Source organism: Pelorhabdus sp. sgz311002 (assembly GCF_056134285.1).
Genome location: NZ_JBWBCL010000003.1, coordinates 101,094 through 122,592, shown reverse-complemented (window position 1 = coordinate 122,592; position 21,499 = coordinate 101,094). Strand labels below are relative to the sequence as shown.

Below are 21,499 nucleotides of genomic sequence, written 5' to 3'. Positions count from 1 at the left end.
TCAGGCTTTCTAAATTAGGGTGGTACAGCGAACCATTTCGCCCCTTTAGCGGGTGAAGTGGTTTTTTTATATTTAAAAAGCAGAAAAACTGTGATCAGGACGAGTAAATATGTAAACGAAAGCGCAGCGAGTTGGTGACCGGGAGACCGGAGGTGTGATGACCAACCTTACGAGCATATTGAATGGACCTGTGAGTGCTCTCCGAACGTTTTAGGCAAGTAGGCAGAGACGGATGCCGCCGTTATCAGGCTAGAGTATCGGACGAGGAATCCCGTACTCGAAAGAGGGAAAACCTTCGCAGGTTTTCTGAATTAGGGTGGTACAGCGAACCATTTCGCCCCTTTAGCGGGTGAAGTGGTTTTTTTATTTGGGAAAAGGAGAGGATAGCAATGCTAAAAAAATTCTTACTGCAAGTTGTTTCTGGACGGAACTTATCAAAAGCAGAGGCTGATGAAGCCATGACTGTGATTATGTCAGGACAGGCCACTGAGGCTCAAATTGGCGCATTTTTAACAGCGCTGCGGCTAAAAGAAGAGACAAGTGAAGAAATAGCTGGATTTGCCGCCGGGATGCGTCGACAGGCTGAAGGGATTCAATGTACCTTACCGGATATGATTGATACCTGCGGTACTGGCGGTGACGGCACAGGCACTTTTAATGTTTCTACAACCGCGGCTTTTGTGCTAGCTGGCGGCGGCGTACCTGTTGCAAAGCATGGCAATCGCGGTATTTCGAGCTCCTGCGGCAGCGCAGATGTGCTTACGGAATTAGGCATTGCTGTAGATATGGCGCCAAAGCGGACCGAAGAAGCGATTCATTCGCTCCAGATTGGGTTCCTTTATGCTCCCGTTTTTCATAAAGCAATGAAATATGCGGCTGGTCCCCGGCGAGAGCTCGGTTTTCGAACGGTTTTCAATTTGCTCGGACCCTTAACGAATCCAGCTAAAGTAGAGCGTCAAATGATTGGTGTTTACGATAAAAAACTGACAGAGAAAGTGGCGCAAGCTCTGCTAGATTTAGGGACGAAGCAGGCTATGGTTGTGCATAGTTTTGATGGTATGGATGAAATATCGACGTCGGCTCCTACCTGTATTGCTGAAGTGAAGGCAGGGCAAGTTATCTCCTACACATTGCATCCCGAGGAGTACGGTTTTTATGGTCAAGGTCTTGAAAGTTATAAAGGCGGCACTGCGAAAGACAATGCCCAGATTGTACGACGCGTTTTACAAGGCGAAGCAGGACCTCACCGAGATATCGTTCTCTTAAATAGTGCCGCTGGCTTTGTCGTAGCTGGCAAGGCTGAAACAGTTAAAGAAGGCTTGGTCTTGGCGGCTTACAGCATTGATAGCGGCGCCGCTTTCACCAAGCTCGAGGAATTAGCCGCTTTTAGCCGGAGCGCGAAAGCGGCGGCAAGGGCGGTTGGGCAATGATTATTAAGATTTGCGGCATTCAAACAAGCGAAGCTGCTAAGGCGGCGGAAGCCTATGGCGCCGACTGGATTGGGTTTGTTTTTGCTAAGAGCCGTCGTCAGGTTTCGTTAGAACAGGCAGCTTTGATTAGTCAAGAGCTTCACACGGTGAAGAAAGTCGGCGTTTTTGTGAATGCGCCTCTTAACGTAGTAGACGCAGCCATTCGCTCTTGTTCTTTAGATTTCGTCCAGCTCCATGGTGACGAACCGGAAGAATATTGCCGCCAAGTTTCTGTGCCTGTGATTCGAGTCATGGCAGTTGGGGCTCAGGAGAAAGCGTCTTTGCCGCAAAACGCTGATTATCTGCTGTTTGATACGGCGAAGGCAGGAGAGCGCGGTGGAACTGGTGAGGTCTTTGATTGGAATAGTCATTATTCACTTAGACAAACCGCTTCGGTTCCCGTGCTTGTGGCAGGCGGTCTTAACGAACAGAATGTGGGTAAGGCAATTGCAAATTTTCGGCCTGATGGAGTGGATGTATCAGGCGGTGTAGAGACAGATGGCAGTAAGGATATTAGTAAAATTCACCGTTTTATTACAGCCGTCAGAAAGGTGGAAAGAATTTATGCTAAATAAGATTGTTGCCTTAAAGCGGCAAGAGGTTGAACAGACGAAAGTTAAAATGCCTATAGAAAATTATCAAAAAGTCCTTACAACAGGTGACCATGCTTTTGCTAAAGCTCTGGTAAAGACGCCTTGGGCGCTTATTGCCGAATGTAAGCTGGCTTCGCCGGCGAAAGGAAGGTTGTGTAAGGATTATTCGGTGCCAGAGTTAGCAAAAATCTATGAAACAAATGGCGCCTGTGCTTTGTCAGTTCATACTGACCAACATTTTCTTGGTAAGCTTTCTGATCTTGTTGCAGTGAAACAGGTGAGTTCACTACCAATTTTACGCAAAGAATTTATTATTGACGCCTACCAAATTTATGAAGCTAGAGCGCACGGCGCTGACTGCGTTTTGCTCATTGCGGCGATCCTGACAGATAAGGAACTGCAAAATTTTCTCGCAATTGCTAAGGAACTAGCCATGGATGCATTAGTGGAAGTCCATAGCCGAGAAGAGTTAGAACGGATCAATGTTCTGCCGGTTCAGCTTGTTGGTCTTAATAACCGTAATTTAAAGACCTTTGAAACAACGATTGAAACATCAGTAAAACTTCTGCCCCATTGTCGGGAAGGTCGCATTGTGATTAGCGAGAGCGGCGTAGGGAGCAGAGAAGATGCTTTGTTATTACAGCACGCTGGCGTCAAGGGGATTCTGGTTGGCGAAGGACTTGTTACGGCAGAATCTATTGCTGAGCAGACGCGGCAGTTCGCTTTATTAAAATAAACCTTTTTCAGTTGGAGTTTGAACTCGAACTGAATGGATACTAGGAGGAAGAAAAATGCCAAATAAACAGGGACGCTTTGGACGCTTTGGCGGACGGTTTGTACCGGAAACAGTAATGCCAGCTTTAATCGAGTTAGAAAAAAAATATGAAACGCTGAAAGAAGAACCTGAGTTTCAGGCCGAACTGGCTTTTTACTTAGATGAGTATGCTGGTAGGCCCACACGCCTTTATTACGCTGAAAAACTAACTAAGCATTATGGCCGGGCTCATATTTACTTAAAGCGCGAAGATCTTTTGCATACAGGCGCTCATAAAATTAATAATGCCATCGGGCAAGCTCTCTTAGCGAGAAGAATGGGTAAGAAACGAATTGTTGCTGAAACTGGCGCTGGTCAACACGGCGTAGCTTGTGCAACTGTTGCGGCTCTCTTTGGGATGGAATGTGTTGTGTTTATGGGAGCTGAAGATATGGAGCGGCAGGCATTAAATGTGTTTCGTATGCGTCTTCTAGGCAGTCGTGTTGAAGCGGTGACAAGCGGCAGTGGTACGCTGAAAGACGCTACCAGTGAAGCCATTCGCTACTGGGTTACCAATGTAGAGGATACGCACTATATTATTGGCTCGGTTGTAGGGCCCCATCCATATCCGATGATTGTGAGAGATTTTCAATCAGCCATTGGCGAGGAAGTGAAAGCAGAACAAGAGAAGCTGAAGGCGCCGCTGAAATATTTGGTAGCTTGCGTCGGCGGCGGCAGTAATGCTATGGGGCTGTTCTATCCTTATCATCAGGATAAAGCAGTTATCAAAATTGGCGTGGAAGCTGCTGGCAAAGGCTTGCATACAGGCGAACATGCCGCTTCCTTGACCCAGGGGCGTCCCGGCGTCCTTCATGGTGCTTACAGTTATTTGCTGCAAGATGAAGACGGCCAAGTGATACCGGCCTATTCGGTTTCAGCTGGACTTGATTATCCTGGCGTCGGACCGGAACACTCCTTTTTTCGCGATAGTAACATTGCCTCTTATCGCGCCGTGACAGATGAAGCCGCATTGGCAGCATTTCAGCGAATTGCCAAATTAGAAGGAATTATTCCGGCCTTGGAAAGCTCGCATGCATTGGCTTATTTAGAAGAACTCATGCCACAGACAAACAGCGATGAATCCGTAGTCCTGTGCCTTTCCGGGCGGGGCGATAAAGATGTTCAACATGTAGCTGGCTTATTGAAGGGGGTATTACCATGTCACGAATAGAGAAGCGTTTTTCTGCACTAAAAGAACAGGGCCGTAAAGGACTTGTTATTTATGTCAATAGCGGCTATCCCGATTATGAAATTACCTATGAAGCTGTCTTAGCTATGGCGGCAGCTGGCGCCGATGTGATAGAGTTGGGGCTTCCTTTTTCCGACCCTATGGCGGATGGGCCAGTGATTCAAAAAGCGGCTACCGAAGCGCTGGCGAAAGGCGCTACTACCGCAAATGCACTAGATTTAGCCAAGCGAATTCGGCAGCAATCTGATGTTCCTTTGGCGGTTATGACTTACGTGAATACTATTTTAAATCGAGGGGTAGAAAAATTTGTGCAGGATTTCGCTGCTGCCGGTATTGATGGTCTTATAGCGCCTGACGTGCCAGCGGAAGAAGCGGCGCTTTTGCAAGGGCCTTGTCAGAGTGCCGGGATGGATCTTATTTCTTTTGTAGCGCCTACGACAGACGCCGCTCGACTGCCCGGTCTATGCCGTCAAGCCTCAGGATTCATTTATTGTATTGCTACAACTGGTGTGACTGGCGTTCGCCAAACAGACTATAGCGCCATTGGTAAGGTGATTCAATCAGTACGCAGCCAGACGAAGCTGCCGCTTGCTATCGGCTTTGGAATTGGCAGTCCTGAGGCCGCTGTGGCGGCGGCACAACATGCTGATGCTGTAATTGTCGGCAGTGCTGTAGTAAAACTTTTAGCCCAAGAGGGGGTTGACGCTGCTGCTGCATTTGTGGCTTCAGTGCGACAAGCTCTTGATGAAGGCAGGTGCTAGACTGTGAACATTTATCCGGGAGAAAATGAATTTAGCCAGCTAGCGCAGGAGTTTACGCTGATTCCTGTGTATACGGAACTGGCGGCCGATCTTGATACGCCCATTTCTTTTTATTATAAGCTAGTAGGCGATCAAGCCGGGTTTATCTTAGAAAGCGTAGAGACAGGAAAGACTTTTGGCCGCTATTCCTTTATTGGCGCGGAACCTTTTGCAACTTTTACCTGCTATAAAACAAAGACAAACGTTGTCGAGAACGATCCTTGCCCGAAAGAATATATTCTACCAGGCACGCCGAAAGAGGTTTTACAATCCTACTTAAATAACTTCAAGGTCCCATCACTTCCCGGACTGCCGCCCTTTATGGGGGGAGCTGTAGGCTATTTTGCTTATGAATCAGTAGCTACCTTTGAACGCGTACGCGGACTTGAAGTTGATGATAATCAGATTCTTTCTCAGTTGTTATTTTGTCGAATTCTCGTTGTCATGGATCATTTAACGCACGTGGCTCGCCTTGTCTACTTAGCAACAATCAAGCCAGGCGAAGATTCTGCGATCGTTTATCAGAAAGCTTGCACCGAGCTTGAAGCAGTTAAAGCGAAGCTGCAGCAAAATACGAAATTGGTTGAATCGGAAAGCGAGGCGGAATTTCAAAACATCGTTGGGCAGCAGCCAGCGGTAGCGAATGATGATTACGGCAAAATCTATATGGACCTTGTTGAAAAAGCGAAAGAATATATCAAAGCAGGCGATATCTTTCAAGTCGTCTTATCACAGCCCTTTTGCCGTAAATTGAATCAGCCGCCTTTTGCCATATACCGCAGTTTGCGGCGGCTGAATCCGTCACCTTATCTCTTTTATATTAATTTTGGTCAGGAAAAAATAGTCGGAGCCTCGCCGGAAATGCTAGTCAAAGTAGAAAATAAGAAGGTTTATACTTGTCCGATTGCTGGTACGCGGCCGCGCCAAAAAGACGAAGCAGAAAATCAGCGGTTAGCTGACGAAATGGCCTGTGACGCAAAGGAAGTCGCTGAGCATGCCATGCTCGTCGATTTAGGCCGCAACGATATTGGTCGCGTCAGTATTCCTGGCACAGTCAAAGTCGATCAGCTTATGACAGTTGAACATTTCTCGCATGTTATGCATATGGTTTCTCACGTGTCCGGTACGATAAAAGAGGGACTTACAGCGCTAGATGTACTTGCCGCTTGTTTTCCCGCTGGAACTTTAAGTGGAGCGCCGAAGGTGCGTGCTATGGAGATTATTGCTGAGCTGGAACAAAACGTACGAGGTTTTTATGGTGGTGCTGTTGGTTATATTGATTATCGCGGCAATATGAATACATGTATTGCCATTCGGACTCTATTTATTGACGGCGACGCTGTGGCGATTCGGACCGGTGCTGGCATTGTAGCCGACTCTGTACCGGAAACGGAATATCAGGAAGTGCTCGCTAAGGGAAAAATACTTTTTCAGGTCATGGGGGAATGACGTATGATTCTACTCATTGATAATTACGATTCTTTTACTTACAATGTCTATCAGTATATTGCCGAACTAGGCGCCAATGTAGAGGTCGTCCGCAATGATGCGGCAACTCTAGACGAACTTAGCCAAAAAGATTATGAGGCTGTTATTATTTCTCCTGGTCCTGGCAGACCGGAGGATGCGGGAATTAGTGTAGAAGCGATCCGTTATTTTGCTGGTAAAAAGCCTGTTCTCGGTATTTGTTTAGGCCATCAGGCCATTGGTCAGGTTTTTGGGGCGAAGGTAGTGCGAGCACCGCTGCCGATTCATGGCAAGACTTCACAAGTGAGTCATAATGGTACGGGAATTTATGCTGGAATGGAACCGGGGTTTATCGCTGGGCGCTATCATTCCTTGATTGTTGATAAAGAAAATTTACCTGATTGTCTTGAAATTACGGCAGAGGCTGATGGGTTAATTATGGGATTGAAGCATAAGGAGTGGGATGTAGAAGGTTTGCAGTTTCACCCTGAATCAGTGCTCACGCCGCAGGGGAAAAAGTTATTAGAAAATTTTCTGGGAAAATTAAAATAAAACTAAGACAAAGAGCTTGCGTGTAACCTTGTAATGTGCTATAGTAAGGATCAAATCATAACGCTTCAAAAACGATGATAAGGAAAAGTAGATATAACCGCTTGGCTACAGAGAGCCGGGAAAGATGAGAACCCGGTCCGGTTGTTGTATTGAAGTTCCCCTTAGAGTTTCGTGCTGAAACCTGTAGAGGCTGTAGGCGGCGACGGCAACCTTCTCCGTTACCTAGGAAGGGGGATATCGGCTTATGGCCCGCATCCTGATGAGTGATTCGCTGCTATAGCGAATAAGCAAGGTGGTACCGCGAGAACAAGCTCTCGTCCTTAGTTGGACGAGGGCTTTTATTTTGTTTTAGGAGGAAATGAAGATGACGGTGATTGGTTATTTGGGACCGGAAGGAACTTATAGTGAGGAAAGTGTCAAGTGTCTTTATAGTGAACAGCACGGAGTCTTTAAACCTTACCCCACTATTGATGGCGTAATTCGGGCCTTGGCGGCCGGGGAAATTACGGAGTGTGTTGTACCGATTGAAAACTCCTTGGAAGGAGCCGTAAATGTAACACTTGATCTATTAGCTCATGAGGTGAATTTATCCATTATAGCCGAGCTGATTTTACCAATTCGTCATAACTTGCTGTTGCATCAAAATCATAAAACAAAGTCGGTAAAACGCATTTTATCTCATCCACAAGCTTTAGCGCAATGTCGGCAAACACTGTTTAAATTATACCCTGATGCCGTGTTTGAAGCTGTAGCAAGCTCCGCTGAAGCAGCTAGTATTGTCGCTCAAGGCGGGGAGGAGATTGCTGCTGTGGGAAGCCGCGCCGCTGCTGCGCGCTATGGCTTAGCAATTGCTGCCGCCGATGTACAAGATAGTGACAATAATTCAACTCGGTTTATTGCACTTAGGCAAAAGTCGGCCCAGCTTCTTACTACTGAGTCAGTTAAGACTTCGGTGATTTGCCAAATGAATGGCGAGAAACCAGGGAGTTTATGTGACATATTACAAGAGTTTTCGCGGCGACAAGTGAATTTGACCCGTATTGAATCAAGACCAGCCAGAACGGGGCTGGGAAATTATATTTTCTTTTTTGATTTAGCTGGCGCTAGCAATCAGCCAATTCTGGCCGAGGCACTTCGGGCTGTAGAAAAAAAATGCTTATGGTTTAAATTTCTCGGATCTTATGGCGTAAGACAAATCAGTTCTTGCTAGCAAGATGCAGTGAATTCAATCAAGACGAATCTATTTTAATAAATAAAGGAGCGATATATATGGGATCGAAAAATTATAAATTAGTAAGTCGCGAATACCAGTCGGAAAATACGGTGATTCAAGTTGGCAATATTATCATTGGTGGTGAAAATCCGGTAGTTATGGCCGGTCCCTGCGCGATTGAAAGTCGCGAACAGCTGTTAGAAGCGGCGCAAATCGTAAAAGCTGGCGGGGCGCAATTTTTACGAGGCGGTGCCTTTAAACCGCGTACATCGCCTTATGCATTTCAAGGACTGGAAAGTAAGGGACTGGAATTTTTGGCGGAGGCCCGTGAGCGTACTGGCTTAAAAATTGTTACAGAAGTTATGGATATTGAATCAGTTGCGATGATTTCAGAAGTAGCCGACGTTTTACAAGTTGGTGCAAGAAACATGCAAAATTTTGCTTTACTCAAAGCACTGGGACAAAGTAAGAAGCCGATTCTTTTAAAGCGCGGTATGGCGGCTACGATTGAAGAATGGTTGAGTGCAGCCGAATATATTGTGAGCGCCGGAAATTCGCAAGTCGTTCTGTGCGAACGAGGCATTCGTACCTTTGAAGAGTATACGCGTAATACCTTAGATCTCAGTGCGGTCAGTGCTGTTAAAATACTCAGTCATTTGCCTGTAATCGCTGATCCTAGTCATGGAACGGGAAAATGGAAGCTTGTACGATCCATGGCATTAGCATCTGTTGCGGCTGGCGCCGATGGTTTGATGATCGAAGTTCATCCGAACCCTGATGAAGCGCGCTGCGATGGTCCGCAATCATTGAATCCGGCAAACTACAACGCTCTAATGAAAGAAGTGGGCGGTCTTTCGGCTTTTTTACAGCAAAATCGGCAAATTGCACAAGGTTAAAGAAAAGTTATGTTGAAGTGTGGCAGGGATACAATCAAAAATGTCAAATCAATACATCAGGCCTAAATGAGAGTCATGTTTAGACTGTGATGAAATCGTTTCGTAAAACCAGGCCGGGACTGGACGGATAAATTATGATATTAGCATTTCGCAGAATTCTTGTGCTAGGTCTTTTTCTATTAGTTAGTTGTTCTTTTATGCCAGTTTCTGCCGATGCAGTAGCGGAGGAATCAACGGTCCTTATCTTAAACTCCTATTCGCGTGATTTTGCCTGGACGGATGATCAGACAGCTGGTATTTTGTCGGGGCTGAAAAGAGGCGACAAGGATGCGAATGTGCGTATGGAATATTTGGACTGGAAAAATAATCCGCGTGAAGATCGCTTGCCGCTTCTTTATGCTCTATTTAAGGAGAAATACAGCCGAACAAAAGTAAACCTTGTTTTTGCAACTGACGATGCCGCATTGAAATTTGCCTTGCGTTACCGCCAAGAGCTTTTTTCGAATGCGCCTATTGTATTTTCTGGCGTCTTTCCAGAATCAGCTCAGGCCATTATTGGGAAAACACGCAATATAACTGGCGTGTTTGAACAAATCGACGCGCAAGGAAATCTAGACCTAATGCTTACGTTAAATCCTTTTTTGCAGAAGCTCGTGTTACTTTCTGATCAAACCGAAACTGGTCTTGCGTCGAAACAAATTATAACGGAAGTGGCTCATAAAATACGGCCTGATTTAATTTTGGAAGATTTTAGTTCGCTCTCGGAAGCGGAAGTAGTTGAGCGATTGCGTACTCTGCCAGCTAATGCTGCCGTTCTTGTGACGAGCTATGTAAGTGATGGCGCTGGAATGATTCGTGCGCCGGAAAAATACGTTCGGCTTTATGCAGAGCAAAGTAACGCACCTTTATATGTGACTTATGACTTCAATATAGGAGACGGGGCTTTGGGCGGGAGCACTGTGAGTGGTAAGTTACAGGGAGAAGCCGCAGCGAAACTGGCTACTCGTATTTTACAAGGAGAAGATCCTGATACGATTTCTCCACTAGCTGTGGGAACAACTGTGACTATGGTAGACTATAATCAGCTTGTTCGGCATAATTTGAGCTTAGGACGAGTGCCACAAGGCAGTATTTTGCTGCATAATCCCCTAGCTGTTTATGAAGAAAATAAAACAATCGTATGGTCGCTAGCCATTATTTTCATATTTCTTATTGTGTATATTCTCGTTCTTAGTAGTAGTATTCGCCAACGGAAAGCGGCAGAACTTGACTTAAAGCAAAAAAATGAAGAATTAGGCGCTTTGTATGAGGAAATTTACGCATCACAAGATGAACTTCATTATCGTTATCAGCAGCTAGAGTCAGTTCAGGCTGCCTTGAAAAAGAGTGAAGAACGGTATAAGCTCTCGTTGGCAGGCGCCAATGACGGATTGTGGGATTGGGATTTAGTTACAGGTCAGATTTATCTTTCGAAGCGCGGTAGTAGAATTTTGGAGATCGAATGGCAAGAGGCCTACAGTGTTTCCGATCTTCCTACTGTCCTGCGGCAAGAAGAAACCCACGACAGTCTTTTGAACAAATTAGAGAATCTGATCGCTTTAGGTAAAACGCACTTTTCTTTTGAAAAAGAAATTTTCTTTAGCACTATGGCAAAATGGCTTTTGATTCGTGGCAAAGTCCTGCTAGATGAGGCGGGAACGCCGGTTCGGGCTGCTGGATCATTGACGGATGTAAGCGATCGAAAAAGAAATGAAGCTGTCATTCACTATATGGCGTTTCATGATAACTTGACGGAGTTAGCCAATCGTTCGGCCTTAAATGAAAAATTGGCAGCTTTGTTTGTGCATTGTCAGGCCGAGAGAAAGCGAGGCTGTCTTTTTTTCCTCGATATCGATAATTTTAAAACGGTAAATGATTTATTTGGTCATACCTTTGGCGATCAACTACTAATTGCTTTTGCGGATGTGCTAAAGCGAGAAAAGGAGGAGGCTTTTCTTGCCCGAATGGGCGGTGATGAGTTTGTCTTGCTTATGGAAGGCATGGAAGAACCGCAGCTTGCCGCCGATTTTGCCCAAGAGATTGCCGACCTATTTGCAGAACCTTTGCGTGTAGCCGATAAACAAATTCATTTAACAATTAGTATAGGAATTGCATTTTATCCTAGCAATGGTCAAAGTCAGGAGGCTTTGCTGAAAAATGCTGATTTAGCAATGTATCAGGCTAAAAATAAAGGGAAAAATCAATATGCTTTTTTTGATTATGCCATGGAAGCGGCGATTCAAAAGAAAGCGTTGCTGGAAACTGATTTACGGGCGGCTATCGCCAGCGGTGAAATTTTTGCCTGGTATCAGCCAATTTTTGATCTTAAGACCCAAAAAATTAACCGATTTGAGGCTTTGGCTCGTTGGCACAGTCCGCAGCATGGATTTGTAGCGCCTAATGACTTTATTCCTTTGGCGGAAGAAACAGGGCTTATTTTAGCGCTAGGCTATGAAATTTTGGGGCAGGCGTGTTCTTTCTTAAGGGACTTAATGCTGCAAGGTGAACAACAAGTTGTTGTGACAGTAAATATCTCCGCTGTTCAACTGATGCAGCCTGATTTTGTGGACTTAGTTCAGGAAGCAATTGATCTTTACTCAATTCCGCCAGAATTACTCGGACTTGAGATTACAGAGAGTATTTTGATGCAGTCTTTCGACGACAATGTGGCTAAATTGAAGAAATTAAAGGAAAAGGGTATTTTAATTTACTTAGATGATTTTGGTACAGGCTATTCGTCGTTGAAGTATCTTAAGGATTTACCAATAGATGTAGTTAAGATTGATAAATCCTTTGTGGATGGAATTATTGAGAATCAAGAGGATCGTGAGTTTACTCATATTATTATTCGTCTCGCTCACTTATTAAACATGAAGACGGTAGCTGAAGGTGTGGAAACTAAGGATCAGCTGGCTGTTTTAGCGCAGTATGAGTGTGATGCTGCGCAAGGATACTTATTTAGTAAGCCCTTGCCAGTAGGGGAGGCCCAGGCTTTTTTAACAAGGGGAAAAAGTTCCCAATAGGATCATGAAAAAGAGAGAAATCCGCCAATAAGGTCTGAGTGTTCAGGACCCTGTTAGCGGATTTTTCTTTAGAAAATTTTAATCTGATTTTATTTCCACATCGGCAAAAATATAGCCGTTTTTGCCGTGCTTCTTTATTTGGTACATAGCCTGATCGGCTTTGGTAATTAAGTCTTCTACGGTGGCGCCGTGGAGTGGATAGAGACTGATGCCAATACTTGCTGATAAGAAAAAGGATTGACCTTCTAATACAACCGGTTTTTCTAAGGCAATCAGAATGCGTTCAGCAATGGTGCCAGCATCAAGCCAAGTGGAGATCCCAGGTACGATGGCGGTAAACTCATCGCCGCCTAAACGCGCGATCGTATCTCTGGCCTTAAAGGATTGCCTTAATCTTGTCGCAATAATTTTTAAAACAAAATCACCAATAGAATGACCTAACGTATCATTAATTTGTTTAAAGCCGTCAAGATCGATAAACATTACAGCAAGAAGCTGATTGTTTTTTTGTACTTCTGTAAGCTCCTCTGCCAGTTTTTCGAGAAATTCCGTGCGATTCGGCAAGTCTGTTAAGGTATCATGTTTTGCTAAGTAGTTTATTTTTTGTTGCGCTTTATAATAGGTTGTCATATCAATTAAAGTAATAAGATACCCATCAATGGTAGGATCGTCAAGACGGCAGACTTTTGCATCAAGCGACTGTTCATTCTTGCCAACTTGCTTGGTTAATGAGGCAAAAAGACAAGTATCTTGTTGTGACGAAATATTTAATTCGGTTAGGTTGATCTGCAAGGTTTGCAAAAGTTCTGCTATATTGCAGTCAGGCTGGGCCCAGGCGAGCATTTCTTCACTAGCGGCGTTGCGGCGGATAATTTCCAGCTCAGAATCTACAAGGAGAATGCCGACAGGCGAACTGTCGATAATCTGATCCATTAAATGTTCTAATAGATTAGGATCATAGACGCGTTTTAGGCTGCCAACAGCGGCATAGTTTTGCAGAATAGCAAACCCCATCATAATAAAACCTGTCAAAACAAGTAATTGTCCTATCCACCAAGAAAGATTCCAGGGATATCCGATGAGAAAAGCAAAGGAAGATTGGGTAAAAATAAATTGAGCCCACAGGTGATACGTAAGCACAGTGGCTTTTTTCGGCATAAGATATAGTCTTATGGTAGCTGTAAATGAAATTACCAGAGCTAATAGTTCCAGACCTTGACGCAATAATGTAACAGAGAATGTGCAAGATGCAGCGAAGGTAAGGAGAATAGCTGTAAGTATGATTAGAACAATGCAGTGTTTTTTCCAGTGAAAGAGCGTTAGATTATTGCGGTCTTTTAAATAAAAAAGCCCTAAGAGTAAATAACAAGATAGAATAATTCGCGCAACTGGCGCAAAGATCAGAAAGGAAAAGGGAAATGGTTCAAGGAGCAATAGGGCGCCGCTATAAACGGTATAAAGCAGCGTAAAGCCGCCATAGGCAAGGGTTGTGCAAGCGAGAAAACGATTTTGACGCCTTAGGGCATTCTGGTAGGCTGTATAGGCAATAAAGCCAGCGAAAAGATCAACAAGAAGCACGCCAGCGATATGGGCATGTTGAATGGCAAAAAGGCTTTCCGAAAGAAAGCCAGTTTCATAAAGCATAAGAGTGCTGGGAAAAAGGAAAAGCCAGAAAAGAAAAAAATATTTATATAGGGCCATTGTGCAGCGAGTCCTTTACTGCCTCTACGGCATCTTTATTTGCAAAGAGAAAAGTAAAACTTTAAAAATAATTATACTGTACTAGGCGAATTATGTCTATGAGCAAGGAGGGCTAAAATAAACTCCTGCGGCTATTCTAAGCGGCAGGAGTTTAGCTTTTTATAGTTTCAACGGGTTAGGAGAAGGCGTAAGAGGTAATGTCTCGTACGCCGGTTCGACCTTGGTCGGTACAAAACTCATAACCGCAGGTTAAATAATCAAGTTTGTGATTTTGGTGTTCGCCGCTATCAATTAGATTCTGATAGAGTTGCACGGCACTTTTCATATTTTCTAGATAGATACAGGGACTTTGCTTCGGATTGTCTTTGTAGCTTACAAATACGTAACACTTGCTAATGGACATCGTAACCATCCCTCTCTAAATTTGTATTTAATTTAGATTATTCTAATTAGTTAAAGAAATTCCTGCTGTTAAAAAGAAAAAGACTTGACTGTTTTTACACAATCAAGTCTTTGTTAGACAATCCTATACTTATTTTACGGTTTTTGCCATAAGTTCAGCTAGTTTATTGGCAAATCCAATCGGATCTTCTGGGGATAGACCTTCAATCAAGAGAGCCTGATCATAGAGAAGTCGGCAATAATCAGCAAACTGCTCCGAAGAAGCATCTGTTTCGTAGAGATCTTTTAAAACGTTAAATAAAGCATGCTGCGGATTTAATTCTAAAATGCGGCTTGCTTTCATCATAGTCCGGTTCATTTCAGACAAGATATGTTCCATCGATAAGCTGATTCCTTGATCACTGCTGACAAGGCATACAGCACTTGATTTTAAGCGAGTGCTGATTTTTACTTCGGTGACTTTGTCACCGAGCTGGTCCTTAATCGCTTTAATAAACGCTTCATTTTCCTTCGCGAGCTCTTTCGTATCTTGTTGAGTTTCCGGTGAATCAATATCTGCTAAATCTAAGTCACCGCGACTTGCGGAATGAAAGTGTTTTTCTTTATATTCACGTAACGCTTCAATGGCAAATTCATCGACGCGATCAAAGAGATATAAGATTTCCAATCCCTTTTCTTTCAGCAGTTCTAGCTGAGGTAATTTGTCAATTGTATCATAATCTTTTCCTGTAGCGTAATAAATAGCTTTTTGTTTTTCTGGCATACGGCTAATATAATCAGCTAAAGTGGTGAGCTCATCTTTATTCTTGGAAGAAGGGAATAGCAAAAGATCTTGCAATTTTTCCCGGCTGGAAAAATCGGAATAAATACCGGCTTTTAAAGCAGTGCCGAATTCTTTCCAAAATTTCTCGTATTTAGGGCGATCATTATGTAGGAGGCGTTCTAATGATTTGAGTACGCTTTTCTCCAAATTTTTGCCAATCAATTTAAGCTGCTTGCTATGCTGTAATAATTCCCGGGAAATATTTAAGGAAAAGTCCGGTGAATCAACGAGACCGCAAACAAAGCGAAGGTAAGGCGGCAGCAAGTCTTTGCAGTTTTCCATAACAAAAACATGTTTAGAATACAAGGAGATTTTTGAAGCTGCGTCACGTTCATAAAAATCGAAAGGTGCATGAGCCGGGATAAAGAGCAAAGTGGTATATTCGACAGCTCCTTCGACACGAGAGTGAATGACTTCTAGCGGTTCTTCCCAATCATGGAACTGACTTTGATAGAATTTTTGATATTCTTCTTGGGTAACTTCACTTTTATTACGCGACCAAAGCGGTGTCATAGAATTTAAAGTCCGCACTTCTACTGATTCTGTTTCTGGGGCATCCTCAATAACTTTTCCTTCGTTATCAAGCGGTTTTTCTTTGTGGATGAAATTCATCTTTATAGGATAGCGAATATAATCGGAATATTTCTTGATGAGATTTTGCAGTGTATAGCGTTCTAGGAAATTTTCCTCGCCAGCTTCTTTGCCGCAGAAGGCGTCATGAAGCGTTAAAATAATGGTAGTGCCGCGAGTGTCTTTGTCAAATTCCTCGATCGTATAAGTTCCGTCGCCTGCTGATTCCCATTTTACACCCTTTTCTTGTCCGGGAGCTCGTGTCAGAAGCGTGACTTTTTGGGCAACCATAAAGGCGGAATAAAAGCCGACACCAAATTGGCCAATCAGCTCTGTATCAGAATTTGTGCCTGATTCTTTCATTTTAGCTAAAAAGGCCTTTGTACCTGATTGAGCAATTGTACCGATAGTGGCGATGACTTCGTCATAGGTCATGCCCATGCCATTGTCAGAAATCGTTAATGTTTTTGTACTTTCATCAGGGGATAGCAGAATTTCAAAGGTATCATTTCCTTCTAGTAAATTCTGATTGGTTAACGATGCAAACCGAACTTTATCAATGGCATCCGAGGCATTGGAGACCAATTCACGCAAAAAAATCTCTTTGTTTGTATAGATGGAATGGATCATTAAATCGAGAAGTTGTTTCGTTTCAGTTTGAAATTCGCGCGTTTCTTTTGCTTTAATTTCCTGTGTCACGGTAAAGCCTCCTAAAAGTATGGTGATTCTGTACTCTATTATTTTGCGAAATTCCCAACAAAATGGCAAGTAAAAATTTCCCATATCGGGAAATTTTCATTGACAGAGTTGTAGTTCCATGCTATTTTATATTAAAACAAATACGCTAAGTAGCTGATCAGAAATACTGAAGGCTCATTGTATCTTTTGAAAAATAAGGTGCAGTGGCCTTTTTTTGTTGTTTTATTTAAATGAACGGGGGGATTGTGATGAATACTCTATCTGATAAGCTGGCGAAGCTTGAAACAATGCTTCGTAGTTATGAAAGTGTAGTCATCGGTTTTTCTGGTGGGGTCGACAGTACTTTTTTAGCCGCCGCTGCTTATAAAATATTAGGTGAAAAAGCTCTTGCAGTTACTGCTTACTCAGCAACCTTGCCGCAAAGCGAAAAAACTGCTGCTATAGCGGTAGCCAAAGAAATTGGCATTCGTCACGAGTTGCTGCCAATCGATGAACTCGCTAGCCCTGACTTTAGAGAAAATGACGCAGATCGCTGCTATCATTGTAAAACACTGCGGTTTTCTGCGTTGGTATCCTGGGCTAGACAACATGAATTTCAATGGATACTCGAAGGATCAAATCAAGATGACCTCGGCGACTATCGACCAGGCATACAAGCTGTTTCAGAATTGGATCAAGTCGCATCGCCTCTGCTAGAAGCTGGTTTCACCAAAAAAGAAATTCGTCAACTTTCGAAAAAGTGGGGGCTGGCAACCTGGAATAAACCAAGCGCAGCCTGTTTGTCGTCTAGGGTGGCTTATGGCGAAGCGATAACTGCGGAAAAGCTTGGACAAATAGAGCAAGCTGAAGAGTATATCAGAAAGTTTTGTTCTGGTTCGATACGAGTGCGTCACCATGGGCAGGTAGCTCGCATTGAAGTCGAAGCGGAATGGATCCCCAGTTTATGTCAGGATAAAGTACGAGAGCAAATTGTAGTCGAGTTTAGGCGTCTTGGCTTTACTTTTATAACAATCGATCTTAACGGCTATCAAACAGGTAGTATGAATGCTTTGCTGCAACAGAATTGAGAAAATGATATAAATTACCGAATAAACTCTTATCTAGAGTGGTCGAGGGACTGGCCCGATGACGCCCGGCAACCGGCTTTTTAGCAAGGTGCCAATTCCAGCAGGAAATTTCCTGAACGATGAGAGAAGCGCAGAAACGTAAGAGCTTCTTTCAAATGGGCTCTTACGTTTTATTTTTTAGTCTAAGGGAGAGAAAACAGTATGCTAGAAAAACAAAATCAAATTTCGGTAAAGCAACTGGACCAGATTTTAGCTATTTTGCAACAAGTGTATCATGGACATCTTACGCTCACTTGGCAGAATTTCCGTTTGATTCAGATTGAACGCAATGAAAAAATTCGTCCTGATGAATCGTTAGGCTCATTTCGTAAAAATAGTGAACGTAGTAAGGAGTTTAAAGCGGTGCGCAAGGGGCTGGAAGAAGCCTGTGAAGGAATTGAGTATGGCCAGGTTACTATCGTAGTGAAAACAGGGAAAGTCGTCCAGATTGATCGGACTGAAAAACAACGTTTTACTGCTTTGGCAGGACTTGATGGCGATGGTATTTAGATTAAAACCACGGTATAATGAAACAAACTTGATTCATTATCGTAGAAAGAAAGGCGGCCACCATGATCTATGACATCGTAATTAGCGATGGTTTGCTTATTGATCCTGAAAGAGGGATGCGACGACGCGGCAATATAGGAATTTTCAACGGGAAAATTGCGGCAATTACATCAGAAGAATTACAAGGACGCGAGGTTCTCCCTGTGGCAGGGCGGATTGTTTCGCCAGGATTTATTGATATTCATGGGCATGTAGATCTTGACGATTATTGCGGTGAATTATCTTTGCGGCAAGGAATTACAACAACGATTGGCGGTAATTGTGGACTTGGCCCGCTTGATATAGAAGCGTTTTTTTCCGCGCAAGAAAAGCAGGGGTTTATTCTTCATCAAGCGGAAATGATTGGTCATTCGATTAGTTTGCGAAAAGCTGTCGGAGCATTGGATCCTTTGCAGCCAGCTACGGAAGAGCAGCTACAGCAAATGGAACTCTTTGTAGAACGAGCTTTTATTGAAGGGGCTTGCGGCTTGTCACTCGGGCTAGCCTATGCGCCGGGGACATCTGAGGCAGAAGTTATACGTTTGAGCCAAATTGCCGCTCGCTATGGGCGGGTTATATCAATTGACACAAGAATGATTACTGCCATTGATATGTTTTCTTTAGTGGAAGCGATCCAAATTGCACGGCAAACTGGAGCGAGAATTCAGGTGTCTCATTTAGTATATCAATATGGTACCGGTATGGTAGCAGAGGCATTGGCGCTTATTAACCAAGCGCGCGCTAGCGGGATTGACATTCGTTTTGACAGCGGTATGTATACACAGTGGGCGACGCACATTGGAGCTGTATTATTTAATGAAGAGTCCATGGCGTTAAATGGCTGGGGATTGGAAGATATTCTTGTAGTTACCGGAAAATATAACGGTCAACGATTGACGCCCGCTATTTATGAAGAATTGCGTAACGTAGATCCAGGGGCTTCTGTAGTTGTTCTTACAGGTATTGAAGAAGAAATTTATGAGGCTTTGCGTCATCCTTTTGCTATGCCATCCACCGATACTGGCCCTTATGCTAAAGGCGAGGGCCATCCCCAGATTGCCGGTAGCTTCCCGCGTTATTTGCGTAAGCTTGTGCGTGAAAATTACGAGTTGAGCTTACTTGAAGCGTTGCGCAAAGCCACGTATTTACCTGCTGAGACGTTGGGACTTACTTATAAAGGTAGGCTGCAGGAGGGCATGGATGCTGATATTACGATTTTTGATATTCGCACGATTTGCGATAAAGCTGATTTTGGAAGACCCGATGCCTGGCCGGAAGGGATTGATTATGTTTTGCTCGATGGACAGATTGTTTTTGCTGACGGCAAAATTCTAAGTCGTTGCGCCGGTAAAGCAGTACGTTCTCATTATCCTGTTTATGATTATCAAATATAATAGGACTTATGCAGCTGCACAATAAGGCAGCTGCATTTTTCTTGGGAAAATTCAGTTATTTGATTTGATAGACAGGAGAGTGGAAAAATATGTCGAATTAAAACGGAAAAAGAAGTATAGTGTTTTGCTTATAGATAAGGGAGGTTTGTAAGATGAACGCAAGTACTGTTTCTTGGCAGCGATGGCTATGGCAGAGAAGTACATTAGTCATTCTATTATTTGCGTTTCTCTTACTTTCCTTAGTTTGGGGCGGACTTTATTATAAAATACAAGCGGAACAGCAAATTGAGATTGAGCAGGCTATAAAAGAAACAAGCAATTTTGCCCGCGCCTTTGAGGAACATTCACTTCGGACGATTCGCAGTGCCGATCAAACAGTGCTGTTTTTAAAATATCAATATGAAACAGATGGGGCGATCATTAGCATTCCTCGTTATATTAATGAGGGTCGGTTGACCAATCAGCCCTTTGTATTATTGAGCATTGCTGGCGAGAATGGTGATTTATTATTAAGCAGCCAAGTGCCTTTTGTGCCCTCTAATTTAAAAGATCGGGAACATTTTTTTGTGCATCAAAAAGCAGATACGAATCAATTATTCATTAGCAAACCTGTTCTTGGCCGATCTTCCGGTAAATGGTCGATACAAATGACACGGCGTATTAATAAGCCCGATAAATCTTTTGGCGGGGTAGTTATCGTTTCCGTTGATTTAAATTACTTTACGAACTTTTACCGTCAGGTTCATTTAGGTGATAAATCATCGATTGCCCTTGTGGGTTTTGACGGGATTGTCAGAGCTAGGCAGGCTGGCGAAGATCATACTGCAGGGCAAGATTTAACGGGAAGTGCTTTGTTGCAACAAATTCAAACACAAGAGTCCGGGTCTTTTATTGGCGAAGGAGCCCTTGATCCTGTGAAGCGTATTTACAGTTATCATGTATTGCCAGATTATCCTTTGGCTGTTGTAGTGGGGATTGCCGAAGAGGAGGTTTTGGCAAGCTTACATGAAAGAATCATCGCTTACTATCAGGTCGTTGGCGCGCTTACTTTTATTCTTTTGTTGTTTATTTGTCTACTGCTCTTAGTGATACGGCGGCAAAAGCGGACAGAAATGTATTTGGCTGCCGCTCGTGACGAGCTAGAAGAGAAGGTGAAGGAGCGGACGAAACAGCTTTTTACTGTCAATGGACAACTTACGGGGAAAAACCAGGAATTGCTTGAAATCAACACCGAATTACAAAAGGAAGTCCATGATCGGGAAGCTGCCGAAGGCGAACTGAAAGTCAAAAATGTGGAACTGGAAAATGCCTACAGTGAATTGAAAAATGCGCAATCGCAAATTCTTCATCAGGAAAAAATGGCTTCGATAGGCCAGCTAGCAGCTGGAATTGCTCATGAAATTAATAATCCCTTAGGATTTGTACTTAGCAACTACGAAACCCTTGAAGAATATACAAAACGCCTTATTGAAATGATTGCTGCTTTAAAAAAGGTAGCAGAAGAAGCGGGAAATCAGGATCCTGAAAGACTGAAGCAGTCCTTACAAAACTTGAGCACCTTAATGAAAAAGAAGAAAATTGATTACATTTTAACAGATATTGAACCGGCTTTTTCGGAGAGCCTGGAAGGGCTTCAGCGGGTTGGCAGCATTGTTAAAGCCTTACGAGCCTTTTCACGTAGTGATCAAAGCGGTAGTTGGGAAGCTTATGACTTAAATGAAGGAATTCAAAGCTCGTTGGTTGTTTGCCGAAATGAATTCAAATATATTGCAGCAGTGGACCTCCAGTTAGGCGATATTCCGCTGATTCAAGCTGTGGGGGGGCAGATTAATCAAGTATTGCTAAATCTTCTGTTAAATGCTGCCCAAGCAATTACTATGAAAGAAGGGGAAAGCATACCCTGGGGGAAAATCGTAATCGAGACATATGTACGTGATTCCTTTGTTTGCTGTTCAATTTGTGATAATGGTAGCGGGATACCGGAGGAAATTGGACAAGATATTTTTAATCCATTTTTTACTACAAAGCCTGTTGGCAGCGGCACAGGGCTTGGGCTTAGTATTTCTTACGATATTATTGTGAATAAACATCATGGCAAAATTTCATTTACAAGTAAATTGAATGAAGGTACGCAATTTTTGCTGGAATTGCCGCTAAAACAAACGGAGCAAGAATAAGAATTAACATAAGAAAGTCGGTG

At 43.4% G+C, this 21,499-nt stretch carries 17 protein-coding genes, 1 riboswitch and 3 other annotated features (1 of these 21 running past the window's edge); of the genes, 14 read left to right on the top strand and 3 right to left on the bottom strand.

Features of this window, described 5'->3' with window-relative positions:
* Positions 1 to 48: a binding site (T-box leader), on the top strand (it extends 217 nt beyond the left edge of the window).
* A gap of 33 nt (positions 49 to 81) precedes the next feature.
* Positions 82 to 345, top strand: a binding site (T-box leader).
* 44 nt (positions 346 to 389) lie between these two features.
* From trpD to AC0NJP_RS06365, 10 genes are all read left to right on the top strand, one after another.
* Entirely contained in the window at positions 390 to 1,430 is a 1,041-nt protein-coding gene (gene trpD, locus AC0NJP_RS06410; protein ID WP_474037684.1) for an anthranilate phosphoribosyltransferase, read from the top strand.
* Complete coding sequence (locus tag AC0NJP_RS06405) at positions 1,427 to 2,044, top strand: phosphoribosylanthranilate isomerase (RefSeq protein ID WP_474037685.1); 618 nt, start codon at positions 1,427 to 1,429, stop codon at positions 2,042 to 2,044. Before trpD ends, AC0NJP_RS06405 begins: the two co-directional genes overlap by 4 nt.
* Positions 2,034 to 2,798 (top strand): indole-3-glycerol phosphate synthase TrpC, encoded by a 765-nt coding sequence (gene trpC, locus AC0NJP_RS06400; RefSeq protein WP_474037686.1) that lies wholly within the window; start codon positions 2,034 to 2,036, stop codon positions 2,796 to 2,798. The genes AC0NJP_RS06405 and trpC overlap by 11 nt, the downstream gene beginning before the upstream one ends.
* A 55-nt stretch (positions 2,799 to 2,853) precedes the next feature.
* Entirely contained in the window at positions 2,854 to 4,047 is a 1,194-nt protein-coding gene (gene trpB, locus AC0NJP_RS06395) for a tryptophan synthase subunit beta (RefSeq protein ID WP_474037687.1), read from the top strand.
* A complete protein-coding gene (trpA, locus tag AC0NJP_RS06390) occupies positions 4,035 to 4,826 on the top strand; it encodes a tryptophan synthase subunit alpha (RefSeq protein ID WP_474699210.1) in 792 nt (263 codons plus the stop codon). Before trpB ends, trpA begins: the two co-directional genes overlap by 13 nt.
* A gap of 3 nt (positions 4,827 to 4,829) precedes the next feature.
* Positions 4,830 to 6,314, top strand: coding sequence for an anthranilate synthase component I family protein (locus AC0NJP_RS06385; RefSeq protein WP_474037689.1), 1,485 nt, complete (start codon positions 4,830 to 4,832; stop codon positions 6,312 to 6,314).
* A gap of 3 nt (positions 6,315 to 6,317) precedes the next feature.
* Positions 6,318 to 6,884 (top strand): anthranilate synthase component II, encoded by a 567-nt coding sequence (locus AC0NJP_RS06380; protein ID WP_474037690.1) that lies wholly within the window; start codon positions 6,318 to 6,320, stop codon positions 6,882 to 6,884.
* Between the two features lie 65 nt (positions 6,885 to 6,949).
* Positions 6,950 to 7,209, top strand: a binding site (T-box leader).
* Between the two features lie 39 nt (positions 7,210 to 7,248).
* Entirely contained in the window at positions 7,249 to 8,094 is an 846-nt protein-coding gene (pheA, locus tag AC0NJP_RS06375) for a prephenate dehydratase (RefSeq protein ID WP_474037691.1), read from the top strand.
* 59 nt (positions 8,095 to 8,153) lie between these two features.
* Positions 8,154 to 8,993, top strand: a complete 840-nt coding sequence (gene aroF, locus AC0NJP_RS06370) for a 3-deoxy-7-phosphoheptulonate synthase (RefSeq protein WP_474037693.1) — start codon at positions 8,154 to 8,156, stop codon at positions 8,991 to 8,993.
* 134 nt (positions 8,994 to 9,127) lie between these two features.
* Entirely contained in the window at positions 9,128 to 12,055 is a 2,928-nt protein-coding gene (locus AC0NJP_RS06365) for an ABC transporter substrate binding protein (protein WP_474699209.1), read from the top strand.
* A gap of 78 nt (positions 12,056 to 12,133) precedes the next feature.
* Here AC0NJP_RS06365 and AC0NJP_RS06360 read toward each other — a convergent pair whose 3' ends face one another.
* From AC0NJP_RS06360 to htpG, 3 genes are all read right to left on the bottom strand, one after another.
* Positions 12,134 to 13,699, bottom strand: coding sequence for a diguanylate cyclase domain-containing protein (locus tag AC0NJP_RS06360; protein ID WP_474699208.1), 1,566 nt, complete (start codon positions 13,697 to 13,699; stop codon positions 12,134 to 12,136).
* Between the two features lie 232 nt (positions 13,700 to 13,931).
* Complete coding sequence (locus tag AC0NJP_RS06355) at positions 13,932 to 14,159, bottom strand: hypothetical protein (RefSeq protein ID WP_474037697.1); 228 nt, start codon at positions 14,157 to 14,159, stop codon at positions 13,932 to 13,934.
* Between the two features lie 129 nt (positions 14,160 to 14,288).
* Complete coding sequence (gene htpG / locus AC0NJP_RS06350) at positions 14,289 to 16,250, bottom strand: molecular chaperone HtpG (protein ID WP_474699207.1); 1,962 nt, start codon at positions 16,248 to 16,250, stop codon at positions 14,289 to 14,291.
* A gap of 248 nt (positions 16,251 to 16,498) precedes the next feature.
* Between htpG and larE the strand changes: the two genes are divergently transcribed.
* From larE to AC0NJP_RS06330, 4 genes are all read left to right on the top strand, one after another.
* The gene (larE, locus tag AC0NJP_RS06345) at positions 16,499 to 17,317 is read left to right on the top strand and encodes an ATP-dependent sacrificial sulfur transferase LarE (RefSeq protein WP_474037698.1); all 819 of its coding nucleotides are present in this window, start codon (positions 16,499 to 16,501) and stop codon (positions 17,315 to 17,317) included.
* A 26-nt stretch (positions 17,318 to 17,343) separates the two neighbouring features.
* Positions 17,344 to 17,443, top strand: a riboswitch (SAM riboswitch).
* 75 nt (positions 17,444 to 17,518) lie between these two features.
* Entirely contained in the window at positions 17,519 to 17,866 is a 348-nt protein-coding gene (locus tag AC0NJP_RS06340; protein WP_474037699.1) for a DUF2292 domain-containing protein, read from the top strand.
* 62 nt (positions 17,867 to 17,928) lie between these two features.
* On the top strand, positions 17,929 to 19,299 hold the full coding sequence (locus tag AC0NJP_RS06335) for an N-acyl-D-amino-acid deacylase family protein (RefSeq protein ID WP_474699206.1): 1,371 nt from the start codon (positions 17,929 to 17,931) through the stop codon (positions 19,297 to 19,299).
* Between the two features lie 152 nt (positions 19,300 to 19,451).
* The gene (locus AC0NJP_RS06330; RefSeq protein WP_474699205.1) at positions 19,452 to 21,476 is read left to right on the top strand and encodes an ATP-binding protein; all 2,025 of its coding nucleotides are present in this window, start codon (positions 19,452 to 19,454) and stop codon (positions 21,474 to 21,476) included.
* Positions 21,477 to 21,499: the final 23 nt, after the last annotated feature.

What these genes read in the sequence shown, in the direction of transcription:
- AC0NJP_RS06355 (WP_474037697.1), bottom strand. Translation starts at nt 14,159, where the DNA reads ATGTCCATTAGCAAGTGTTACGTATTTGTAAGCTACAAAGACAATCCG.
- AC0NJP_RS06335 (WP_474699206.1), top strand. Translation starts at nt 17,929, where the DNA reads ATGATCTATGACATCGTAATTAGCGATGGTTTGCTTATTGATCCTGAA.
- AC0NJP_RS06340 (WP_474037699.1), top strand. Translation starts at nt 17,519, where the DNA reads ATGCTAGAAAAACAAAATCAAATTTCGGTAAAGCAACTGGACCAGATT.
- trpA (WP_474699210.1), top strand. Translation starts at nt 4,035, where the DNA reads ATGTCACGAATAGAGAAGCGTTTTTCTGCACTAAAAGAACAGGGCCGT.
- aroF (WP_474037693.1), top strand. Translation starts at nt 8,154, where the DNA reads ATGGGATCGAAAAATTATAAATTAGTAAGTCGCGAATACCAGTCGGAA.
- larE (WP_474037698.1), top strand. Translation starts at nt 16,499, where the DNA reads ATGAATACTCTATCTGATAAGCTGGCGAAGCTTGAAACAATGCTTCGT.
- AC0NJP_RS06330 (WP_474699205.1), top strand. Translation starts at nt 19,452, where the DNA reads ATGAACGCAAGTACTGTTTCTTGGCAGCGATGGCTATGGCAGAGAAGT.
- AC0NJP_RS06405 (WP_474037685.1), top strand. Translation starts at nt 1,427, where the DNA reads ATGATTATTAAGATTTGCGGCATTCAAACAAGCGAAGCTGCTAAGGCG.
- AC0NJP_RS06380 (WP_474037690.1), top strand. Translation starts at nt 6,318, where the DNA reads ATGATTCTACTCATTGATAATTACGATTCTTTTACTTACAATGTCTAT.
- trpB (WP_474037687.1), top strand. Translation starts at nt 2,854, where the DNA reads ATGCCAAATAAACAGGGACGCTTTGGACGCTTTGGCGGACGGTTTGTA.
- trpC (WP_474037686.1), top strand. Translation starts at nt 2,034, where the DNA reads ATGCTAAATAAGATTGTTGCCTTAAAGCGGCAAGAGGTTGAACAGACG.
- AC0NJP_RS06360 (WP_474699208.1), bottom strand. Translation starts at nt 13,699, where the DNA reads ATGCTTTATGAAACTGGCTTTCTTTCGGAAAGCCTTTTTGCCATTCAA.
- AC0NJP_RS06365 (WP_474699209.1), top strand. Translation starts at nt 9,128, where the DNA reads ATGATATTAGCATTTCGCAGAATTCTTGTGCTAGGTCTTTTTCTATTA.
- trpD (WP_474037684.1), top strand. Translation starts at nt 390, where the DNA reads ATGCTAAAAAAATTCTTACTGCAAGTTGTTTCTGGACGGAACTTATCA.
- pheA (WP_474037691.1), top strand. Translation starts at nt 7,249, where the DNA reads ATGACGGTGATTGGTTATTTGGGACCGGAAGGAACTTATAGTGAGGAA.